The following is a 17152-nucleotide window of genomic DNA, read 5'->3' as shown; positions in this document are numbered from 1 at the left end:
CGCTAAATGAGTTGTTCGCTAGTTTTTCCAAATCTTCGTTCTCTGTTACGCGTAATTTTTTATGGCCTCTACCAAATGATGCTCATTAAAATCGGGCCAAAATACATCAATAAAATATAATTCGGCATAAGCGATCTGCCATAATAAAAAATTGCTGATCCGATGTTCTCCACTGGTACGGATTAGCAAGTCTACGTCCGGCAAATTTCGCGTGTAAAGATGGTCATTTATAATGGTTTCGTCAATATTTTCACGGCGAAATTATATTATTTTTAACTTTGGCTGCTATCGATTTTATGGCGGATTGCAGCTCCTCCCTAGAACCGTAACTTAAGGCCAGTGTCAGCGTCATACCTGTATGATGCTCGGTCTTTTTCATTACCTCCAAAAGTTCACAACGGGCCTTATCCGGCAATGCCGAAATGTTGCCAATGGTATTTAATTTGATGTTGTTTTCAGAAAAAGTGGCCAATTCCTTTCTTAGTGAGGAAACCAAAAGACGCATTAACGTATCCACCTCTATTTTAGGCCTATTCCAATTCTCGGTCGAAAAGGTATACAAAGTAAGGAATTCTATTCCCAACTTAACACAGTTTTCCACTGTAGACCTTACGGTCTTCACGCCATTTTCATGTCCAAAGACCCTTAATTTTCCCCGCTCCTTTGCCCACCTTCCGTTTCCATCCATAATGATGGCCATGTGACGTGGCAAATTCTGAGTGTCAATATCCTCTATCTTACTTTCCATCGTTTTTTATTGAAAGCAATCCTGACATGGTTTTCTTCCGAAAGTATAGGTTAATGTTACCCCGGAAAATACATACCAATCGTCGCTTAAAATATTTCCAAAACTAAACTCTTCAAAATTAGAACCTTTTGGATTACTGGCATCTAGATTATCCGTAAAAGTATATCTAGCTCCAATTTCCGCCCCAAAAATAAGAAACTGGTTGATACGATACTTAAATCCAACAGTCATAGGTATGGCAAATGAGCCGTCGGATTGTGAAATATCCTGTAAAACCCCACCATTAAAATAGCCGTAATCATATCTAAAATAGGTGACTCCGGTATAAAGGTATGGTGTAAATGCAGGACCTAGCTTGTGAAGGTTATAATCCACAAAATTAAATTCAAGCCCTACCGAACCTTCCAATACTGCATTATCAACAACATATCCTCTTTGTTGTCTTGAAGTATCGCTGGATTTATTGTCGTCCGCAGTAAATTTTCCATAGGTAAGACTGCCTCTCCAAGCATACCTTTTGCTTATGTTCCACTTGAACAATCCGCCAAATGCTACATTGGAGGGCAAAATATAATTTGTTTTTCCAACATCGCCAATCATATTTGCCCCACCGGCAAATATCCCTACCTCGTACATTTGGGCACTTACACCAATAGAAAAACAAAAAAATGAAAGCAAAAATATGCTGCGTATCATATTTAGAATTGTTTATAAGCTTGTTCAGTTACAATATCTGGTATAAACCCAAGAAATCATCCCCAAAAGGTAAACACTTTTATATAGTAAATATTGTTCAAAGGAAAGTTCAATTTCTTCTGTCTTCGCCCCACAATAATTTATTCCGTAGCGTCTTTAAGAAACTTTCTGAAGTGTATTCTATCATCTTTATGGTAAAAGGAGCCTTTGTGATAGTAATTTCATGCCCATTTTCAAGGGATGCGATTCTCGAATCCAAGGAAACCAAATGGTTCTCCTCCCTGCCTGAAACCCTTAATCGTATTTCCGTGTCATCCGATATCACCAATGGCCTGGCATTTAAGTTATGGGGAGCAATTGGTGTCAAAACCAAAGATTTGGCTGTCGGTACAATTACCGGACCTCCGCAACTTAGGGAATAACCTGTAGAACCTGTAGGAGTTGAAATAATGAGCCCATCCGCCCAATAGGAGGTCAGATATTCATTATTAAGATAGGTCTCCACGGTAATCATGGAGGTGGTATCCTTTCTACTTACGGTTATTTCATTTAGGGCAAAATTTAACTCACCGAACTCAACATCCAGTGCATCCGCATGTATTTGCACAAGGCTCCTTTCCACAATTGTATAATCGCCCTTCAAAAATTCCTGCACTACCTTTCTAACATCTTCCTTTTTAAATGTGGAAAGAAAGCCCAATCTACCTGTGTTTACGCCAACTATTGGTATTCCAAGATTCTTCACGAAGGTAGTGGCCCTAAGAATGGTCCCATCCCCACCAAAACTTACAAACATGTCGAAAGAAGAATCCAAGCCTTGTATGGAAGTGAAGGTTGAAAAACTACCTGTACCCATTTTGCTTTTATAGAGCTGATAAAACTCATCTTCGACAAAAACTTCGGAAGAGCCATCCAATGCCAGCTCGTCCAAAAGCTCTTCTAAGTATTCAACGGCATTGTCCTGGTATGTTTGACCGTAAACAGCTACCTTCATACTAAACGTTTAGGTACTTATCCAAATAATCCGACCTATTTTTCAAATCTTCCAAAAATTGATCGTCACTGTTTCCAAAAATTATATGATAATTATATCGCCTAAAGGTCTGTAGGACCTTGTCAAAATTGGCCGTACTTATCTTTAATGTAACTTGCACAACATCATTTTGCATATCGGTAATAAACCCCCCAATGAGCCGAGCATTGTTACTTTCCACTATCCGGGAAATTTCACTAAATGAATAGTCTTTAACCCCAGTCGCGACTACCAAGATATTTCCCGGATCAGTAAAAAAAGGAGTGTCTATGAATTCGGAGACTATATCGGTCAAATCATAATAACCAACCACTCTTTCCACTTCGTCCAATATAGGAACCAAATTGGCCTCATTTCTCGCAAAAACCTCCAAAACATCCAACCAACTAGTTTCTTTCCTCACAAAAAAGGTCTCCAAGTCATAGCGGTAATCATTGATTTTGGAATCACTTGAAACCACATCCATATCATTTTCAGAAAACACCCCTAAAAATCTGTCCTTCTCCATCACTGCGATATGGGAAAATGTGTTTTCCTTGAAAAACTCCAAAAGATCACCACAGGTGGTTTGGACATCAAAGACTGGAATATTGGAAATTATATGTTGTTGAATATTCATAGCCGAATTTATAACGCAAAATAACAATTAATAATATCAAAAGGCGTGCCTTATTCGTATTTTTGAGATTCTTTTAATATATTATCGACAATATGACGAAACTAAGTGTCAACGTGAATAAAATTGCCACTTTGCGTAATGCAAGGGGAGGTAATGTGCCGGATTTGTTGAAGGTGGCTGCCGATATAGAAAGATTTGGAGCCCAAGGAATAACTGTCCACCCAAGACCGGATGAACGCCATATCCGATATCAGGATACAAGGGACTTAAAAAAAATAGTTACTACCGAATTCAATATTGAAGGAAACCCAAACCCTAAATTTATCAAACTTGTTTTGGAAGTAAAACCTGATCAGGTAACCTTGGTTCCGGATGCTGAAGATGCTATTACTTCCAATGCGGGATGGGACACGCTAAAACATCAAGGTTTCTTGAAAGATGTGATTTCCAAGTTCAAAAATGCCGGTATTAGAACCTCAATCTTCGTAGATCCTGACCCGAAAATGGTAAAAGAGGCAAAAGCTACGGGAACCGACAGAATTGAACTATATACCGAAAGTTACGCAACAGGCTATACAATTGACAGGGAGAAGGCTATTCAACCATTTATAATGGCTGCGAAAAAGGCAAACGAGTTGAACATAGGAATTAATGCAGGTCATGACCTTAGCTTAGATAACATTCAATATTTTAGCCAAAATATACCCGGACTTTTAGAAGTCTCCATTGGTCATGCCCTAATTTGCGAATCCATTTATTTAGGCTTGGAAAATGTAGTGAATATGTATTTAAACAAGTTAAAATGAGTCGTATTTTGTACTCCAATTTAATTGGAACCGGCAAACCTCTCTGTATTTTGCATGGTTTCCTGGGCATGTCCGATAATTGGAAAACCTTAGGAAGCAGATACGCCGAAAATGGTTTCGAAGTCCATTTGATAGATCAGAGAAACCATGGAAGGAGTTTTTGGTCAGAGGATTTTAATTACGACCTCTTGGCCCAAGACCTCCTCAATTACCTCAACGACAAAAATATTGAAAAGACTGCCTTGATCGGGCATTCAATGGGTGGGAAAACGGTTATGCAATTTGCTTGCACGTACCCACAAAGAGTAGAAAAGCTATTGGTAGCTGATATTGCACCAAGGTTTTACCCACCTCATCATCAAGACATTATAAACGCCCTTAACCAATTGAATTTTGAACTTATAAATACTAGGAGTGATGCGGACAACCAACTTAAAAAACACCTGAAAAATTTTGGAGTCCGCCAATTTTTATTGAAAAACCTTTACAGAACCAAGGACAATACATTTGGATTGAGAATGAACCTGGCTATCCTTAGTGAAAAAATGGAGGAAATAGGAGAGAATATCTCCAGTTCGGAAAGTTTTAGCGGATCTACCCTTTTCTTAAAAGGAAGCAGGTCTGAATATGTCTCGGATTCTGACACACCACAAATAAAAAGACATTTTCCAAAAGCCCAAATAGAGGTTATCGATAATGCAGGGCATTGGTTGCATGCGGAAAATCCCGATCAATTTTTTGAAAAATCATTTCGCTTTTTAAAATAGTAGTGGAGTTTCTTGTTTAAACACGAGATAAGGCTATTGTAATATTTTTTATCTTTAGAATAAACTAAACCAAGACACTATGAAACTAATTCTACGCATTCTACTCAGCGCTTTGGCCGTTATTCTTTTGGCCAATTTTCTTCCGCACGTATCGGTAGACTCATATGTAACTGCCATAATAGTAGCTATAGTCCTGAGTCTTTTAAACTTTTTGGTAAAACCCATATTGGTGATACTAACCTTACCAGTCACCATCATTACTTTCGGACTGTTCCTATTAATTATCAACGCCCTAATCATTCTTTTGGCCGATAATTTAATAGAAGGATTTAATGTAGACGGACTTTGGTGGGCCCTCCTATTCAGTCTTTTACTTTCCTTTTTACAATCGGTTTTATTTTCCCTGTTAAAAGAAGACAAATAGCAGTTATTATTTGAAATTCAGACCTTTAAAAACTTGGTCAACATAATAAAATAGAGTAATTTTGCCTCCCGTTTTATTTAAGTAATTAAGAAGATACTGAAGGAATGAACATTACAAAAGAACAGATAGACGACTTGAACGCTGTTGTAAAGGTTGCTATCACCAAGGAAGACTATCAAGACAAGGTAGACACCATCCTAAAAAACTACAAGAAACAAGCTAATATTCCAGGTTTCAGAAAAGGTCAAGTTCCAATGGGACTAATCAAAAAACAATATGGAAAAGCCGTATTGGTGGACGAAGTGAACAAATTGCTTCAAGACAATCTTAACAAGTACCTCACTGAGGAAAAATTGGATGTTCTTGGCAATCCTTTACCTAAACAAAAAGATGACTTTGACTGGGAACAGGAAGAGTTGGATTTCGAATTTGAATTAGGCCTAGCGCCGGAATTTGAAGTTCCACTAAAAACAAAGAAAGCCATTACACACTACAAAATTGTAGCCGATAAAAAAATGATTAACGAGCAAGTAGAGCGTATTCAAAAACAATACGGTAAACTTGTAAGCAAAGAAGAGGTTGGCAAAAGTAATGAAGTTTACGGTAAGTTCGAAAATGAAGCTGAGGGAATAGACAACCGGACCCAATTGGAAATGGATAAGCTTAAAAATAAAAAGGCCATTGACAATTTGGTTGGAAAAAAGGTTGGTGATAAAGTAACACTAAAGACAAAGGGACTTTTTAAAGAGGATTATTTTCTTTCAAGTGCACTGGGCATTGCAAGGGATAAAGCGGATAACTTGGATACAGAAGTTACTTTTACCATAACCGAAATTAATGAGAGAGAGCCAGCCGAACTGAATCAGGAACTTTTTGATAAACTTTTTGGGAAGGATTCCGTCACATCCGAAAAGGAGCTTAGAGAGCGAATTGCCGAAGATTCAGAAAAGCAATTTGAACAACAGGCCGATCAAAAACTGCTCAACGATGTAACAGAGTACTTCATAGAAAATACCAAATTTGAACTTCCTACAGGTTTTTTGACCAAATGGATTCAAATGACCGGTGATAAGGAGTTGACTCCCGAAGAGGCAAGTGAAGAATATGAAAAGTCGGAAAAAGGGTTACGATACCAATTGATAGAAGGCAAAATAATAAAGGACAATGACCTACAAGTTCAATTTGATGAATTGAAGGAATTTGCCAAAGGTTTTATCAAATCTCAAATGGCACAATTTGGCCAATTGAATCCAAAGGAGGAGGAATTGGACAATATAGCCGCTAGGGTATTGGGCAACCAGGATGAAGTTAAGCGCTTGTCCGAACAGCTTATGAGCCAAAAGTTATTGAACCTATATAAGGAAAAAGGAAACCTTAAGACTAAAGAGGTTACCTATGAAAACTTTGTGAAAGAAGTTTACGGATAAATCCAAACAATAAATTAAGTATCTTTACGGTGCCGGAAATTTATTTTTCGGCACCTTTTTTTACCACTAAAAAAATCGATTAAAAATTTATGGATTACGGAAAAGAGTTCAAAAAATACGCCATAAAAGACCAGGGTATCAACAGCATGTACTATGATAAAATAATGAGTAGTATGTACCCTGTAAATATGACTCCCAATATAATCGAGGAAAGACAACTTAACGCCATTGCCATGGATGTTTTCTCCCGACTAATGATGGATAGAATCATCTTTTTAGGAACAGGAATCAACGACCAAGTGGCCAATATTGTACAAGCGCAATTATTGTTCCTAGAAAGTGCCGATGCCTCTAAAGATATACAGATCTACATTAATTCCCCGGGAGGTAGTGTCTATGCCGGTTTGGGAATTTACGACACTATGCAATTTATAAAACCGGACGTAGCCACCATCTGTACCGGTATGGCAGCTTCTATGGGAGCGGTATTGCTTTGTGCGGGGGAAAAGGGCAAGCGTAGCGGATTGACACATTCCCGAGTTATGATCCACCAACCTATGGGGGGAGCCCAAGGACAGGCTAGTGATATTGAAATCACCGCTAGGGAAATCCTTAAACTAAAGGAGGAGCTTTACCAAATTATTGCAAAACACTCCGGGCAGCCTATTGAAAAAATCCAAGAAGACAGTGATCGCGATTATTGGATGAAAGCTGATGTCGCTTTGGAATATGGTATGATTGACGAGATTTTAGTAAGGGATAAAGAATAATTTCGTCCAATTACCAAGAATTTTATTTTTTTATGAACCAAAAGTCTATAGTATACGTTAAACTTTTGGTCAGATTATCTTTAATATGGCAAAGGAAAATTTAGAGTGTTCGTTTTGTGGAAGGAAAAAGCCGTGAAACCAATTTATTGATTGCCGGCTTAGATGCCCATATTTGTGATAGATGTATAGAGCAAGCTCATGGTATCGTAGCTGAGGAAACCGGACAAACAAAAACCAACGACCTTTCGTCTGAGCTCACACTTAAAAAGCCTCAGGAAATAAAAGAATTTCTCGGACACCTTTATTATCGGTCAAGAGCGAACAAAAAAGGTCATGTCCGTAGCGGTCTACAACCACTATAAAAGATTGCTACAACCCTCGTCTAAAGAAGACGATATAGAAATTCAAAAAAGTAATATTATAATGGTAGGCCAAACAGGTACTGGAAAAACCTTAATGGCAAAAACCATTGCAAAAATGCTCAACGTTCCCTTGGCCATTGTTGATGCCACTGTCTTAACAGAAGCTGGCTATGTTGGGGAAGATGTAGAAAGTATATTAACCAGATTACTACAAGCCGCCGACTACAATTTGGAAAAAGCGGAACGAGGTATCGTTTTTATTGATGAAATAGACAAGATTGCCGAGAAAAAGTGACAATCCATCCATTACAAGGGACGTATCTCGGTGAAGGGGTTCAACAAGGACTTTTGAAGTTATTGGAAGGAACCACGGTTAATGTACCTCCTAAAGGAGGACGAAAACATCCGGACCAAAAGTTTATCGAAGTAAACACAGAAAACATTCTGTTTATCGCAGGAGGAGCCTTTGATGGCATAGAAAGAGCGATAACTAAGCGTCTCAATTTACAAGCAGTTGGATATAGTGCCTCAAAAGCGGAGGAGAATCTTGACGAAAGCAATATTCTTCAGTATATAATTCCGAAAGACCTTAAAGAGTTTGGTTTGATTCCCGAGATAATTGGAAGGCTACCAGTGCTAACGCACATGAACCCATTAGATGATAAAACTCTAAGGGCCATATTAACAGAACCCAAAAATGCCATTATAAAACAGTACGAAAAGCTGTTTGCTATGGACAATATTACGTTTACGATAACAGAACAGGCCCTTGATTATATTGTGGCAAAAGCAATTGAATACAAACTTGGCGCAAGAGGACTTCGTTCTCTATGTGAAGCAATTTTTACGGATGCCATGTTTGAAATGCCAAGTACGGATGAGACAGAGTTTAAGGTTACCAAACCTTATGCGGAACAAAAACTGTCTTACGAAACAGTTAAAAAATTAAAGGCGGTTTCTTAGACCGCCTTTTTCTTTTCAATTTTTTCTCGGGATATTTATTGAAGTGACTTCTTTTAACAAGGCCAAACAAACCTTCCTAATTATTTTTTCATCGGTATACAAGGTATGCCCATAATTTGGAATGACATCCATTTCAACATCTATTTTATTGGCCCAAATATCATCCGGTCTATTGGCATCCCTCTCCCCATATATCAGTTGAAAAGGTACTAAAGGTTTCTCGTCCTGAAATCTAATTCTTGTTGAAGAAATGGATAAGAGCGACTTAACAGGCAAACCCATTTTTGCAGCATTCCGAGACAATAGTACCACCTGTGCTAAAAGCAAGGTAATAGCAAGGCGATTTTTCCTTTTTCAAAAGGTGGGCAACTGCCGTATCAATCCCACCATCTAAAAATGCTTCATGGATGTTTTGTTCGGTCTGTATTGGTAAATCAAGATTTGCCAGTTGTTGGCTATCGTAAAAAGTTATATCAAAATATTGTTGCAAATAACCTAGGTACGATGTAATCCAAAGGCCCTTTTTAGTGCCCCACATATCGGAGACAATCACAAGTTTTTCAGCCATAATTATAGTTTTGTAAATTAATAGTTTGGGAACAATAGCCTCAAGTTGTACAATTAACGGACGATTCTATAATTTATTTGTTTAATTGAATGAATTATTCGACATAAGCAGTCAAACAAAATACTTGAATACCCTACATGTTAAGGAAAACTATTGTGGCTATTTTGCTTTGTGCCATGTATTCTCAATCCTTAAGGATCTAAACCATAAGGGCCAACATTTCCTTCACTCATCAAAATCTTCTTCCTATCGATATGCCATACCATAAAGTAGGTTCGGAACTTTTATCCACATTTTCACCGATAACCCCTAAAATTGGAGTTAGGCCGACCTTCCATATCCATTTTCTATTTTCACCAAAATGTCGTCTAAAAAATAAGGAACCATATTGAACAAGTAGGGATTTTTTGGACAATTGCCATGTGCTACCAAGGCCCACCTCCAAGTAATTACCATTTTTTAGGTCAATAGGGTAGTGTACGGACATAGGAAGACTAAAAGAAGTTCTAGGCAAATCTGTGAATATGCCACAAAACAAACATTGTGTTGTAGATTCATAGTTAACCGATTCTTTCTCAAATTCAAAAAATGAAATTCCCAAACCCGCTCTGAGAGCTATCCCTCCTGCCCTGGGAAAGCTTCGTTCATAATTGAGTGAAAAAATGCCTCCATTTCCACCCAATTCCATATAAACGAGATTGTTTTGTGCTAGAACCGATGTTACCACCAAAATAAAAATAAGATTGACCCAAGTTTTCATAGTTTTCCTTTAAAGTTTATGCTAAACTAGAAAACCATGTTTTTCAACTGTCCTAAATTATCCGAGACAAGAAAAAATGGGACGATCTTAAACTAACGGCCCATATTATTACGGAATTCCGTAGGTGTTAAATCAGTAAATTTTTTAAATGCCGGATAGAAGGTGGATTTAGAATTGAAGCCACATTCCAAACCTATGGAAGCTACAGTGTAATAAGAAAATTTGGGATTGGAAAGTAGGGCCTTGGCTTCTTCTACCCTATATTTATTAATGTAATCCGTAAAATTACCATTTGTGTAAGTATTCATAAGTTTTGAAACTGTGCTGACACTTTTGTTTACTTTCTCTGAAAGTTTTTCCAAACTTAAATAGGGGTCCAGGTACTCCTGCTCTCTTAATATAATGCGTTCTATCTCCGCAAATGTAATGGCTCCCCTATCAACCCTAACTTTGACGGAATGCTCAGTTCTACTCTTTTTACGTACTTCTTTTCTAAGTATGATCCTATCCTTTAAAACTACATATCTGAAAAAGGCCTGATATCCCACCCAGTATATCAATATGGATGAAGCTAAACGCAGAGGATAATAGCTATAAGGCTTTTTTACCAATTCCGTTATATTGAAAAAAATGGCCAATATCCAAAGTAAAAAAACGCCCATACCTAAATAAAAAAACCATTTTAACCAGTATAAATCATCAAAATCTATTACGGGGGAAATGTCATAACTCTTTCCAAAAACTATTTGGGCGGATTTAAAAAACAAGAAGAGGGAGTAAGAAAGTGTAACTACATCTTCAATATTATTGTATAGTTCCGGAAGGAATGGAGGCCAAACCGAGTTATTCACCATTACTATGATGACGGCCCTGGTCAACAACTCAATACCAAAAACCCCTATTGATATTCTTACAAACGAGGTGATTTCTTTTTCAATTTCCAAGTAGTGTACCAAAAAGGCATAAAACATGGGAACTATTAGAACATACCATGGCAAGGTAAAGTTGGCAAGTTCAAACTTGGAATCTACAAAGTGTTTCTCAAGAAACCAAGACTGCAAATTATTCAGCGATAAAAAGAAAACGAAAAGGTTTAAAAACAGGACGGGTCTCTCTATTTTTTTGCGGGACAAAAAAGTCGCCACATTAAATATAAATCCCTGTACAGCACCAGCAATCATTAGAAAATTAAAAATTCCAGTCATGTAAGAAAATTAATTTTTTTCTTCTAACTACTGCTCATTCGTAGTAACTTTTCAATATAGTCCCTTCTATTGGAAAGCCTTGGAATTTTATGCTGCCCTCCCAATTTGTCATTGATCTTCAACCAATCATAAAAAAGATTTTCACGGGCCATATGAACCTTGGGCATCTCAAGTGTTATGTTGTTGTAACGCTTGGCTTCATAATCGGAATTCAGTGATTTTAAGGCATTATCCAGCAGCTCGGTAAAATAATTCAAATCCTCCGGGGATTTCCTAAATTCTATTATCCATTCATGGGAGCCTTTCTTTTTACCTTTCATAAAAACGGGACCGGCAGTATAATCCTTTATTTCCGTATTGGTCTTTAGACACACCAATTTAAGTGCCTCTTCGGCATTTTCAATAATCAATTCCTCACCAAATACGTTGATGTGATGCTTGGTTCTACCAGTGACCCTTATTCTATATGGGTTCTTTGAGGTAAAACGAACGGTGTCCCCTATCTTGTATCGCCATAAACCGGAATTTGTAGTAATCACGATGGCGTAATTCTTTTCTAACTCCACATCCCGTGAGTGGAATACAATCCTGTTGTTCCGTTCCATAAATATCCATGGGAATGAATTCATAAAAAATCCCGTAGTCTAGCATTAAAAGAAGATCTTCGGCATTATTCCTATCCTGAATGGCAAAAAAACCTTCTGATGCATTGTAGATTTCATAATATCGAAAATTCTTTCTAGGCAGGAGACTCTTATATTGTTCCTTGTACGGACTAAAACTGACACCACCATGGAAATACACCTCAAGATTTTCCCATACTTCAAATAAATGTTCCTTACCGGTCTCTTGCAATACATTATTCAACAATACCAACATCCAAGAAGGCACACCTGCCAAACTGGTTACGTTTTCCTGTACACTTTCCTTAATAATCGCACCTAGCTTGGTTTCCCATTCACTCATCAAAGAAACCTTGTTGCTAGGGGTACTACTAAATTCCGCCCATAAAGGCATATTGTCAATTAAGATGGCGGACAAATCTCCAAAAAACGAACCATTGTCTTCATACAATTCCTTACTCCCTCCCAATCGTAAACTCTTACCCGTGAACAATTGGGAATTTTCATTGTTATTAAGATATAGGCACAGTAAATCCTTTCCGCATTTATAATGACAATCCTCCAAGGCCTCTGAGCTAACAGGAATAAACTTACTTTTGGCATTAGTAGTTCCACTGCTCTTTGCGAATAGCTTTATCGTCGTAGGCCAAAATAGATTCTGCTCTCCTCTACGTGTTCTTTCTATATTGGGCTCAATCTCTTCATACGATGCTACAGGAAGACGTTCCTTATAGGTTTTGTAATCATGTATGGAATCAAAGTCGTAATGCCTACCCATCTCAGTGTCCTCGGCAAATTCCAACAGATTCAATAATACCTCTTCCTGGACTTCTTCAGGATATTTTAAAAAAAGTTCAATCTGGTGATAGCGCTTTTTTAGCAGCCAAGAAGCTATGGAATTGAACAGCGGAATGGACATTTTTGGGTATCTTTAACGCTTAAAAATAGGGTATATCCCTATCATTTTCAAATTGAAATTTTAATAGAAAATTAGTATGCAGTACGAAGGTGTTCTAAAAAAAATGCAAACTGAGTTGGGCAGTCCCATACAATACTATTTGGTTTTTGAATCGGACTTTCTAAATATGAACCAAGTACTGGACAACCAACTGCAGATAGAATTTATAAAACACCAGTGCATCAACTGTGGAAATGACCGACCCATTTATCGCCAAGGGTTTTGCAAATCCTGTTTTTTTGATATTCCCGCTGCAGGAGAGTGGATTATGCGCCCGAATTGAGCAAGGCACATTTGGATCAGGAAGACCGGGATTTGGAATACGAGAAAAAAGTGCAATTACAGCCCCACATCGTTTATTTGGCGAATTCTAGCAACGTAAAAGTGGGGGTAACCCGAAAGACCCGCATTCCAACACGTTGGATTGATCAAGGAGCCCACGAGGCAATCGAAATAGTTGAAGTCCCAAACAGGTATTTGGCCGGAATCACGGAAGTTGCCCTTAAAGAGCATGTATCCGACAAAACAAATTGGCGTAAAATGCTGACCAATGATATCGAAGATCAAGATCTGGTCGCTTGGCGCAACAAATTGAAGTCTTACATACCAGAGGAAGCAAAACCCTATTTTATTGAAAACAATACGGAAACCAATTTAGAATTCCCCGTATTACAATTTCCCAAGAAGGTCAATAGTCTGAGCCTTGACAAAACCCCAGCTTATCAAGGAATCCTTAAAGGCATAAAAGGTCAGTATCTTATATTTGAGGACAATACCGTGTTCAACATAAGGGGAAGTGAAGGCTATTATATTGGTCTTACCATCAATTAACGGAATCTTTTTTTGTTTCCGTTTCTGTCTTTTTCTTGCCGAAAAGACCTTTTAATACATCCTTGGCAGCCTCTTTAACGGCTTCCTCTTTTTTGGGTGATGTGGTTACCGTATCAGTTTTCACCCTTGTAGAGTCTGCCACTTTTGAACCCCCAAGCAATCCACCCAGCACTTCCTTGGCCCCTGTTTTCCCATCCTGACTATTCGTAGAATCCTTTTTTGAAGAATTGGACAAAATATCTCCGATCAAGTCCTTCGCTTTATCCTTTCCTTTATTTACCAATTTCTGTTTTTCGATTTCAATTAATTGGCTGGTCAAATTTTTGATGCCGGAAGTCAAGTCCGTAGTTACTTCCGGACTTGAATAAAATCCACCAATATTGGCGGTTACCGGAATGGTAAGACTATCGAGGGAACGGTCATCAATTCCGGCAATTAGATTGTTAATATCCTTGCCCAAATACTTGGCAGGAACTTGTAAGGTCGCCTTGTAGTTCATTTTTTGATCAAAGGTGTGACTACCATCAACACTGATTTCAATATCCTGATAGTTAATGCTAAAAGGCTTTACTGATACTAGACCACCTTGAAACGACAACTTAGTCTTTAGCTCCCTTAAACTCAGTTTATCCAAATTGATGAAATCCAGTTTGGTATCCAAAGCAGAAAGCACCGGGGCTTGATCTGAACTTATTTCCCGGGTCAATACATCCGCGAGTATATTTCCAGTTAATGATAAAAGATCGGGCGTAAAATCTTCCGTCAAATTACCTGAAAGTGTAATATCTGAACTAAATTTTCCCTTGAGTATTCTCGCGACCGGCGCCAATGCCTGAAATAATTCCAATGCCTCAAAACTTTCTTTTAATTCCAATTGGTCCAAGCCCAATTTCATTGCAAAAGTGGGCGTTTCTTCCTTGGTGGAAACCTCCCCATTCAAAGCTACTTTTCCATCGAATAATGATGACGTCATATTGCTCAAAGTTGCCCTTTCATCCTTAATTCTAAGGTTTCCGAAACGTCCTTAAGCGTAATATTATCATAAATGACAGTATTGGCCCTTGCATAAAAATTGGCATCGAGGAAAGAGGGGATTTTAATTTTTTCTTCCGATTCTTGAGGTTGGGAGCTACTATTTTCAGATTCCCCGATAGTGTCCGCAATCATAAAGTCGTTCAAAGCAAAGGTGTCGGAAACCGGATTAAAGTTCCCTTCCACATTTTCATTGTTGAATAAGTACCCTAGGAAATTGTTTATAGTACCAGTTATTTGAAAATCGGTTTTTCCTGTTGACCCTTTCATTTCTCGTAAGGTCACTGATTTGGGATTGAATGAGATCGATGTGGCACTTAAAACTACCGGATTAGGTATTTCCTCTGATTTATATTCAAAATCGGTCAAGGTCATCTGACCTTCCGTCTTAGTGTTCTCGTACTGCTTTCTTTCAATAGTCGCCATATCGAAAGCCGTAGTAATATCGGCATTTAATAAGCCTTTCAAGCTAAGTCCGGCAGGTACGGGATACGCCTTTTCGAGATTGGCAAGATTCATTTTACCATCCAGGTGTGCATTGACCTTGGTATTGCCCATTAAATCGGATATTTTTGAAGTCATATTAAATCGATCTTCATCGATCATAAAAGATGCCCTATTTATATCTACGTAAGTGTCTTCCGTAATTCCTGTGGTGTTATTGATTACCACATCAATAAATATGTTTTTTACTGTTTTAGGCAAGTCCGGATACTTAAATGAAGCATTGTCAGAATTGATCTTAATGTTGAATTTTGGAATATGCTCCTCATCCACTACCCCATTAAAATTGCCTTCCACCACAAAATCTCCCGTGGTAGTGACATTTGAAATGTTCTTGGAATACGTTTACGGGATGACCGCCAAGAAATTTTTAAAATCCGATGAGGGTGTCTTAAAACTGATATCCAATTCTTGATTATCCTCGTTTACTTTTACGAAGCCTTCGAAAACCAACGGAAGTTGATTTACCGGAGCTTCGTTCTTTAAAAATGAATATTTGTTTTCGTTCAAATCGATGCCGATTAATGCATCTAACTGCACCTTATTTTTGTTTAGATAGTTGACACTATCCATTTCAAAGGTCACCAAGGCATCGGTATGCGTATCCAACTCTGAGTTTGCCAAGGACAGATCTCCCGTTCCTTTATGGTTCATTTCATTCACTTGTAAATGAATGCCCGTAGCAAAATCATCATAGACAATAGTTGAATTATTTATCTCGTAGGTTTCCATATTAAAAGTAAAACCTTCAGTGTTGGATGCACTATTATCATCACCTACTTGGGATTCCTTGGCGATATCGTAATTTACATTCTCATTTTCGTCAACTTTTATATGCAACTTAGCATTCTCTATAATCAATTTTGAAATAGAAATTGGATCTCCGCTAGATTTTAGGAGTTGCATGACACCCATAGAAAGTGAGACTTCATTTGAGGCAAATAGTGTATCTCCCTCAAAAGGGACCTTATTTACCAAACTGACGTCCTTTAAGCTCACCTCGGCATTGGGAAAGCTGCGTATCAGGCTTAAATTGGCATCGGAAAAATCCAAGGTGGCATTTACCGAGTTGTTTACATTGTTTCTAATGATATCACCAATTTTAGCCTCCAGAAAAAAAGGTATGGCAATAAGCAAACCGACAATTAACAATACCACTACGGCTATAATCTTAAAAATTTTCTTCTTCATTTTAAATCATATAAAATTTAAAAAATCATGCTATGACCGTTATTTTTAAATATGCTTTGGTTTCACATGATTGGGAACGGTACACATCCCAAAAACAGGGTATTATATACCGGTACACATTTATTTCAATAAAAACAGGAAACTGTATTAAATATTATACATCCAGATCAATTTCTTGGTTGAGACCAAGCTTAAAGCGTTTCCTCAGTATATATACGAAGAAATAGAGGAAAGGAGTGTCTAAAACTGCTATAATTATCTTAAAAATAAACCCGCTAATAACAAGACCAGTAAAACGCTCCCATGGTATTTCACCAAAAGAACATAAAAGTAGTACTACGGTGAACGTATCTATAAATTGTGAGGAAAATGTAGAAAAATTATTTCGCAACCATAAATATTTGCCCTTGGTGAGGTTTTTCCAAAAGTGATAAATCTGTATATCCACGAACTGGGCCAAAAGATAGGCCATCATAGAGGCAAAAACGGCAATAATGGTATTGCCGAAAACCGAGGTAAACAAATCATCTCCTATGGGGACTGCGACCGTAGCGGGAACTGAATTGGCCGTATACACGATCAGTAAAGAAAAAAACGAAGCAAAAATACCCGCTACCACAATTTGATTGGCTTTCTTTTTACCAAAAATTTCAGAAATCAAGTCCGTAATCAAAAAGGTAACAGGATAAGGAAGTATTCCCACTGATATCTCAAATAAGGGAGCTCCAAAAACAGTAACGTCCCCAAACGGTTTCCAAAAGAAGAACTTTTGGAATATGAGATTGGACACCACCAATGAAGTAATAAAAAGGGCCCCTAGGTATAGGTATATCCTTCGAGCCAGCAATTTATCCTTCAAGATCAT

The 17152-nt window shown here is 37.8% G+C and carries 16 protein-coding genes and 4 pseudogenes; 7 read left to right on the top strand and 13 right to left on the bottom strand.

Features of this window, described 5'->3' with window-relative positions:
• Nucleotides 1–2 precede the first annotated feature (2 nt).
• The 4 genes and pseudogenes from NYZ99_RS03485 to NYZ99_RS03470 all read right to left on the bottom strand — a co-directional run bounded on the left by NYZ99_RS03485 (nt 3) and on the right by NYZ99_RS03470 (nt 3096).
• Nucleotides 3–748 (bottom strand): annotated as a pseudogene (locus NYZ99_RS03485) (isoprenyl transferase).
• A 6-nt stretch (nt 749–754) separates the two neighbouring features.
• Nucleotides 755–1444 carry a type IX secretion system protein PorG gene (gene porG / locus NYZ99_RS03480; protein WP_260573543.1) on the bottom strand — a complete coding sequence of 230 codons (690 nt, stop codon included), beginning with the start codon at nt 1442–1444 and terminating at the stop codon, nt 755–757.
• Between the two features lie 109 nt (nt 1445–1553).
• A complete protein-coding gene (locus NYZ99_RS03475; protein WP_260573542.1) occupies nt 1554–2438 on the bottom strand; it encodes an NAD kinase in 885 nt (294 codons plus the stop codon).
• A gap of 1 nt (nt 2439) precedes the next feature.
• Nucleotides 2440–3096 carry a CBS domain-containing protein gene (locus NYZ99_RS03470; RefSeq protein WP_260573540.1) on the bottom strand — a complete coding sequence of 219 codons (657 nt, stop codon included), beginning with the start codon at nt 3094–3096 and terminating at the stop codon, nt 2440–2442.
• A gap of 92 nt (nt 3097–3188) precedes the next feature.
• On the opposite strand from NYZ99_RS03470, the gene NYZ99_RS03465 reads away from it, so the two are divergent.
• The 6 genes and pseudogenes from NYZ99_RS03465 to clpX all read left to right on the top strand — a co-directional run bounded on the left by NYZ99_RS03465 (nt 3189) and on the right by clpX (nt 8615).
• Complete coding sequence (locus NYZ99_RS03465; protein WP_260573539.1) at nt 3189–3902, top strand: pyridoxine 5'-phosphate synthase; 714 nt, start codon at nt 3189–3191, stop codon at nt 3900–3902.
• Entirely contained in the window at nt 3899–4669 is a 771-nt protein-coding gene (locus tag NYZ99_RS03460; RefSeq protein WP_260573537.1) for an alpha/beta fold hydrolase, read from the top strand. The genes NYZ99_RS03465 and NYZ99_RS03460 overlap by 4 nt, the downstream gene beginning before the upstream one ends.
• Before the next feature lie 79 nt (nt 4670–4748).
• Nucleotides 4749–5093 carry a phage holin family protein gene (locus tag NYZ99_RS03455; RefSeq protein ID WP_260573535.1) on the top strand — a complete coding sequence of 115 codons (345 nt, stop codon included), beginning with the start codon at nt 4749–4751 and terminating at the stop codon, nt 5091–5093.
• A 104-nt stretch (nt 5094–5197) separates the two neighbouring features.
• Complete coding sequence (tig, locus tag NYZ99_RS03450; RefSeq protein ID WP_260573533.1) at nt 5198–6520, top strand: trigger factor; 1323 nt, start codon at nt 5198–5200, stop codon at nt 6518–6520.
• Between the two features lie 89 nt (nt 6521–6609).
• The gene (clpP, locus tag NYZ99_RS03445) at nt 6610–7290 is read left to right on the top strand and encodes an ATP-dependent Clp endopeptidase proteolytic subunit ClpP (RefSeq protein ID WP_260573532.1); all 681 of its coding nucleotides are present in this window, start codon (nt 6610–6612) and stop codon (nt 7288–7290) included.
• 85 nt (nt 7291–7375) lie between these two features.
• Nucleotides 7376–8615: pseudogene (gene clpX, locus NYZ99_RS03440) on the top strand (ATP-dependent Clp protease ATP-binding subunit ClpX).
• A gap of 15 nt (nt 8616–8630) precedes the next feature.
• On the opposite strand, the gene NYZ99_RS03435 reads toward clpX, so the two are convergent.
• The 5 genes and pseudogenes from NYZ99_RS03435 to NYZ99_RS03415 form a co-directional block, all read right to left on the bottom strand.
• Nucleotides 8631–8897 carry a hypothetical protein gene (locus NYZ99_RS03435; RefSeq protein ID WP_260573531.1) on the bottom strand — a complete coding sequence of 89 codons (267 nt, stop codon included), beginning with the start codon at nt 8895–8897 and terminating at the stop codon, nt 8631–8633.
• Nucleotides 8881–9183 (bottom strand): hypothetical protein, encoded by a 303-nt coding sequence (locus tag NYZ99_RS03430; RefSeq protein ID WP_260573530.1) that lies wholly within the window; start codon nt 9181–9183, stop codon nt 8881–8883. Before NYZ99_RS03430 ends, NYZ99_RS03435 begins: the two co-directional genes overlap by 17 nt.
• A gap of 232 nt (nt 9184–9415) precedes the next feature.
• A complete protein-coding gene (locus NYZ99_RS03425) occupies nt 9416–9943 on the bottom strand; it encodes a hypothetical protein (RefSeq protein ID WP_260573529.1) in 528 nt (175 codons plus the stop codon).
• A 92-nt stretch (nt 9944–10035) separates the two neighbouring features.
• Complete coding sequence (locus NYZ99_RS03420) at nt 10036–11148, bottom strand: helix-turn-helix domain-containing protein (protein ID WP_260573525.1); 1113 nt, start codon at nt 11146–11148, stop codon at nt 10036–10038.
• Between the two features lie 23 nt (nt 11149–11171).
• Nucleotides 11172–12690, bottom strand: a pseudogene (locus NYZ99_RS03415) (GH3 auxin-responsive promoter family protein).
• A gap of 76 nt (nt 12691–12766) precedes the next feature.
• Here NYZ99_RS03415 and NYZ99_RS03410 point away from each other — a divergent pair.
• Nucleotides 12767–13560 (top strand): annotated as a pseudogene (locus NYZ99_RS03410) (DUF2797 domain-containing protein).
• Here NYZ99_RS03410 and NYZ99_RS21170 read toward each other — a convergent pair.
• From NYZ99_RS21170 to NYZ99_RS03400, 4 genes are all read right to left on the bottom strand, one after another.
• A complete protein-coding gene (locus tag NYZ99_RS21170) occupies nt 13553–14533 on the bottom strand; it encodes an AsmA-like C-terminal region-containing protein (RefSeq protein ID WP_338039278.1) in 981 nt (326 codons plus the stop codon). The pseudogene NYZ99_RS03410 and the gene NYZ99_RS21170 sit on opposite strands and share 8 nt — an antisense overlap.
• Nucleotides 14534–14538: 5 nt before the next feature.
• Entirely contained in the window at nt 14539–15393 is an 855-nt protein-coding gene (locus tag NYZ99_RS21165) for a translocation/assembly module TamB domain-containing protein (RefSeq protein ID WP_338039277.1), read from the bottom strand.
• A gap of 48 nt (nt 15394–15441) precedes the next feature.
• On the bottom strand, nt 15442–16287 hold the full coding sequence (locus tag NYZ99_RS21160; protein ID WP_338039276.1) for an AsmA family protein: 846 nt from the start codon (nt 16285–16287) through the stop codon (nt 15442–15444).
• A gap of 154 nt (nt 16288–16441) precedes the next feature.
• Nucleotides 16442–17152: a queuosine precursor transporter gene (locus NYZ99_RS03400; protein WP_260573523.1), complete on the bottom strand. Its 711-nt coding sequence runs from the start codon at nt 17150–17152 to the stop codon at nt 16442–16444.

It is taken from the genome of Maribacter litopenaei (genome assembly GCF_025244665.1).
Taxonomy (GTDB): domain Bacteria; phylum Bacteroidota; class Bacteroidia; order Flavobacteriales; family Flavobacteriaceae; genus Maribacter; species Maribacter litopenaei.
Note: the sequence above shows the minus strand (reverse complement) of the source record. Positions and strands in the feature narration are given on the sequence as shown.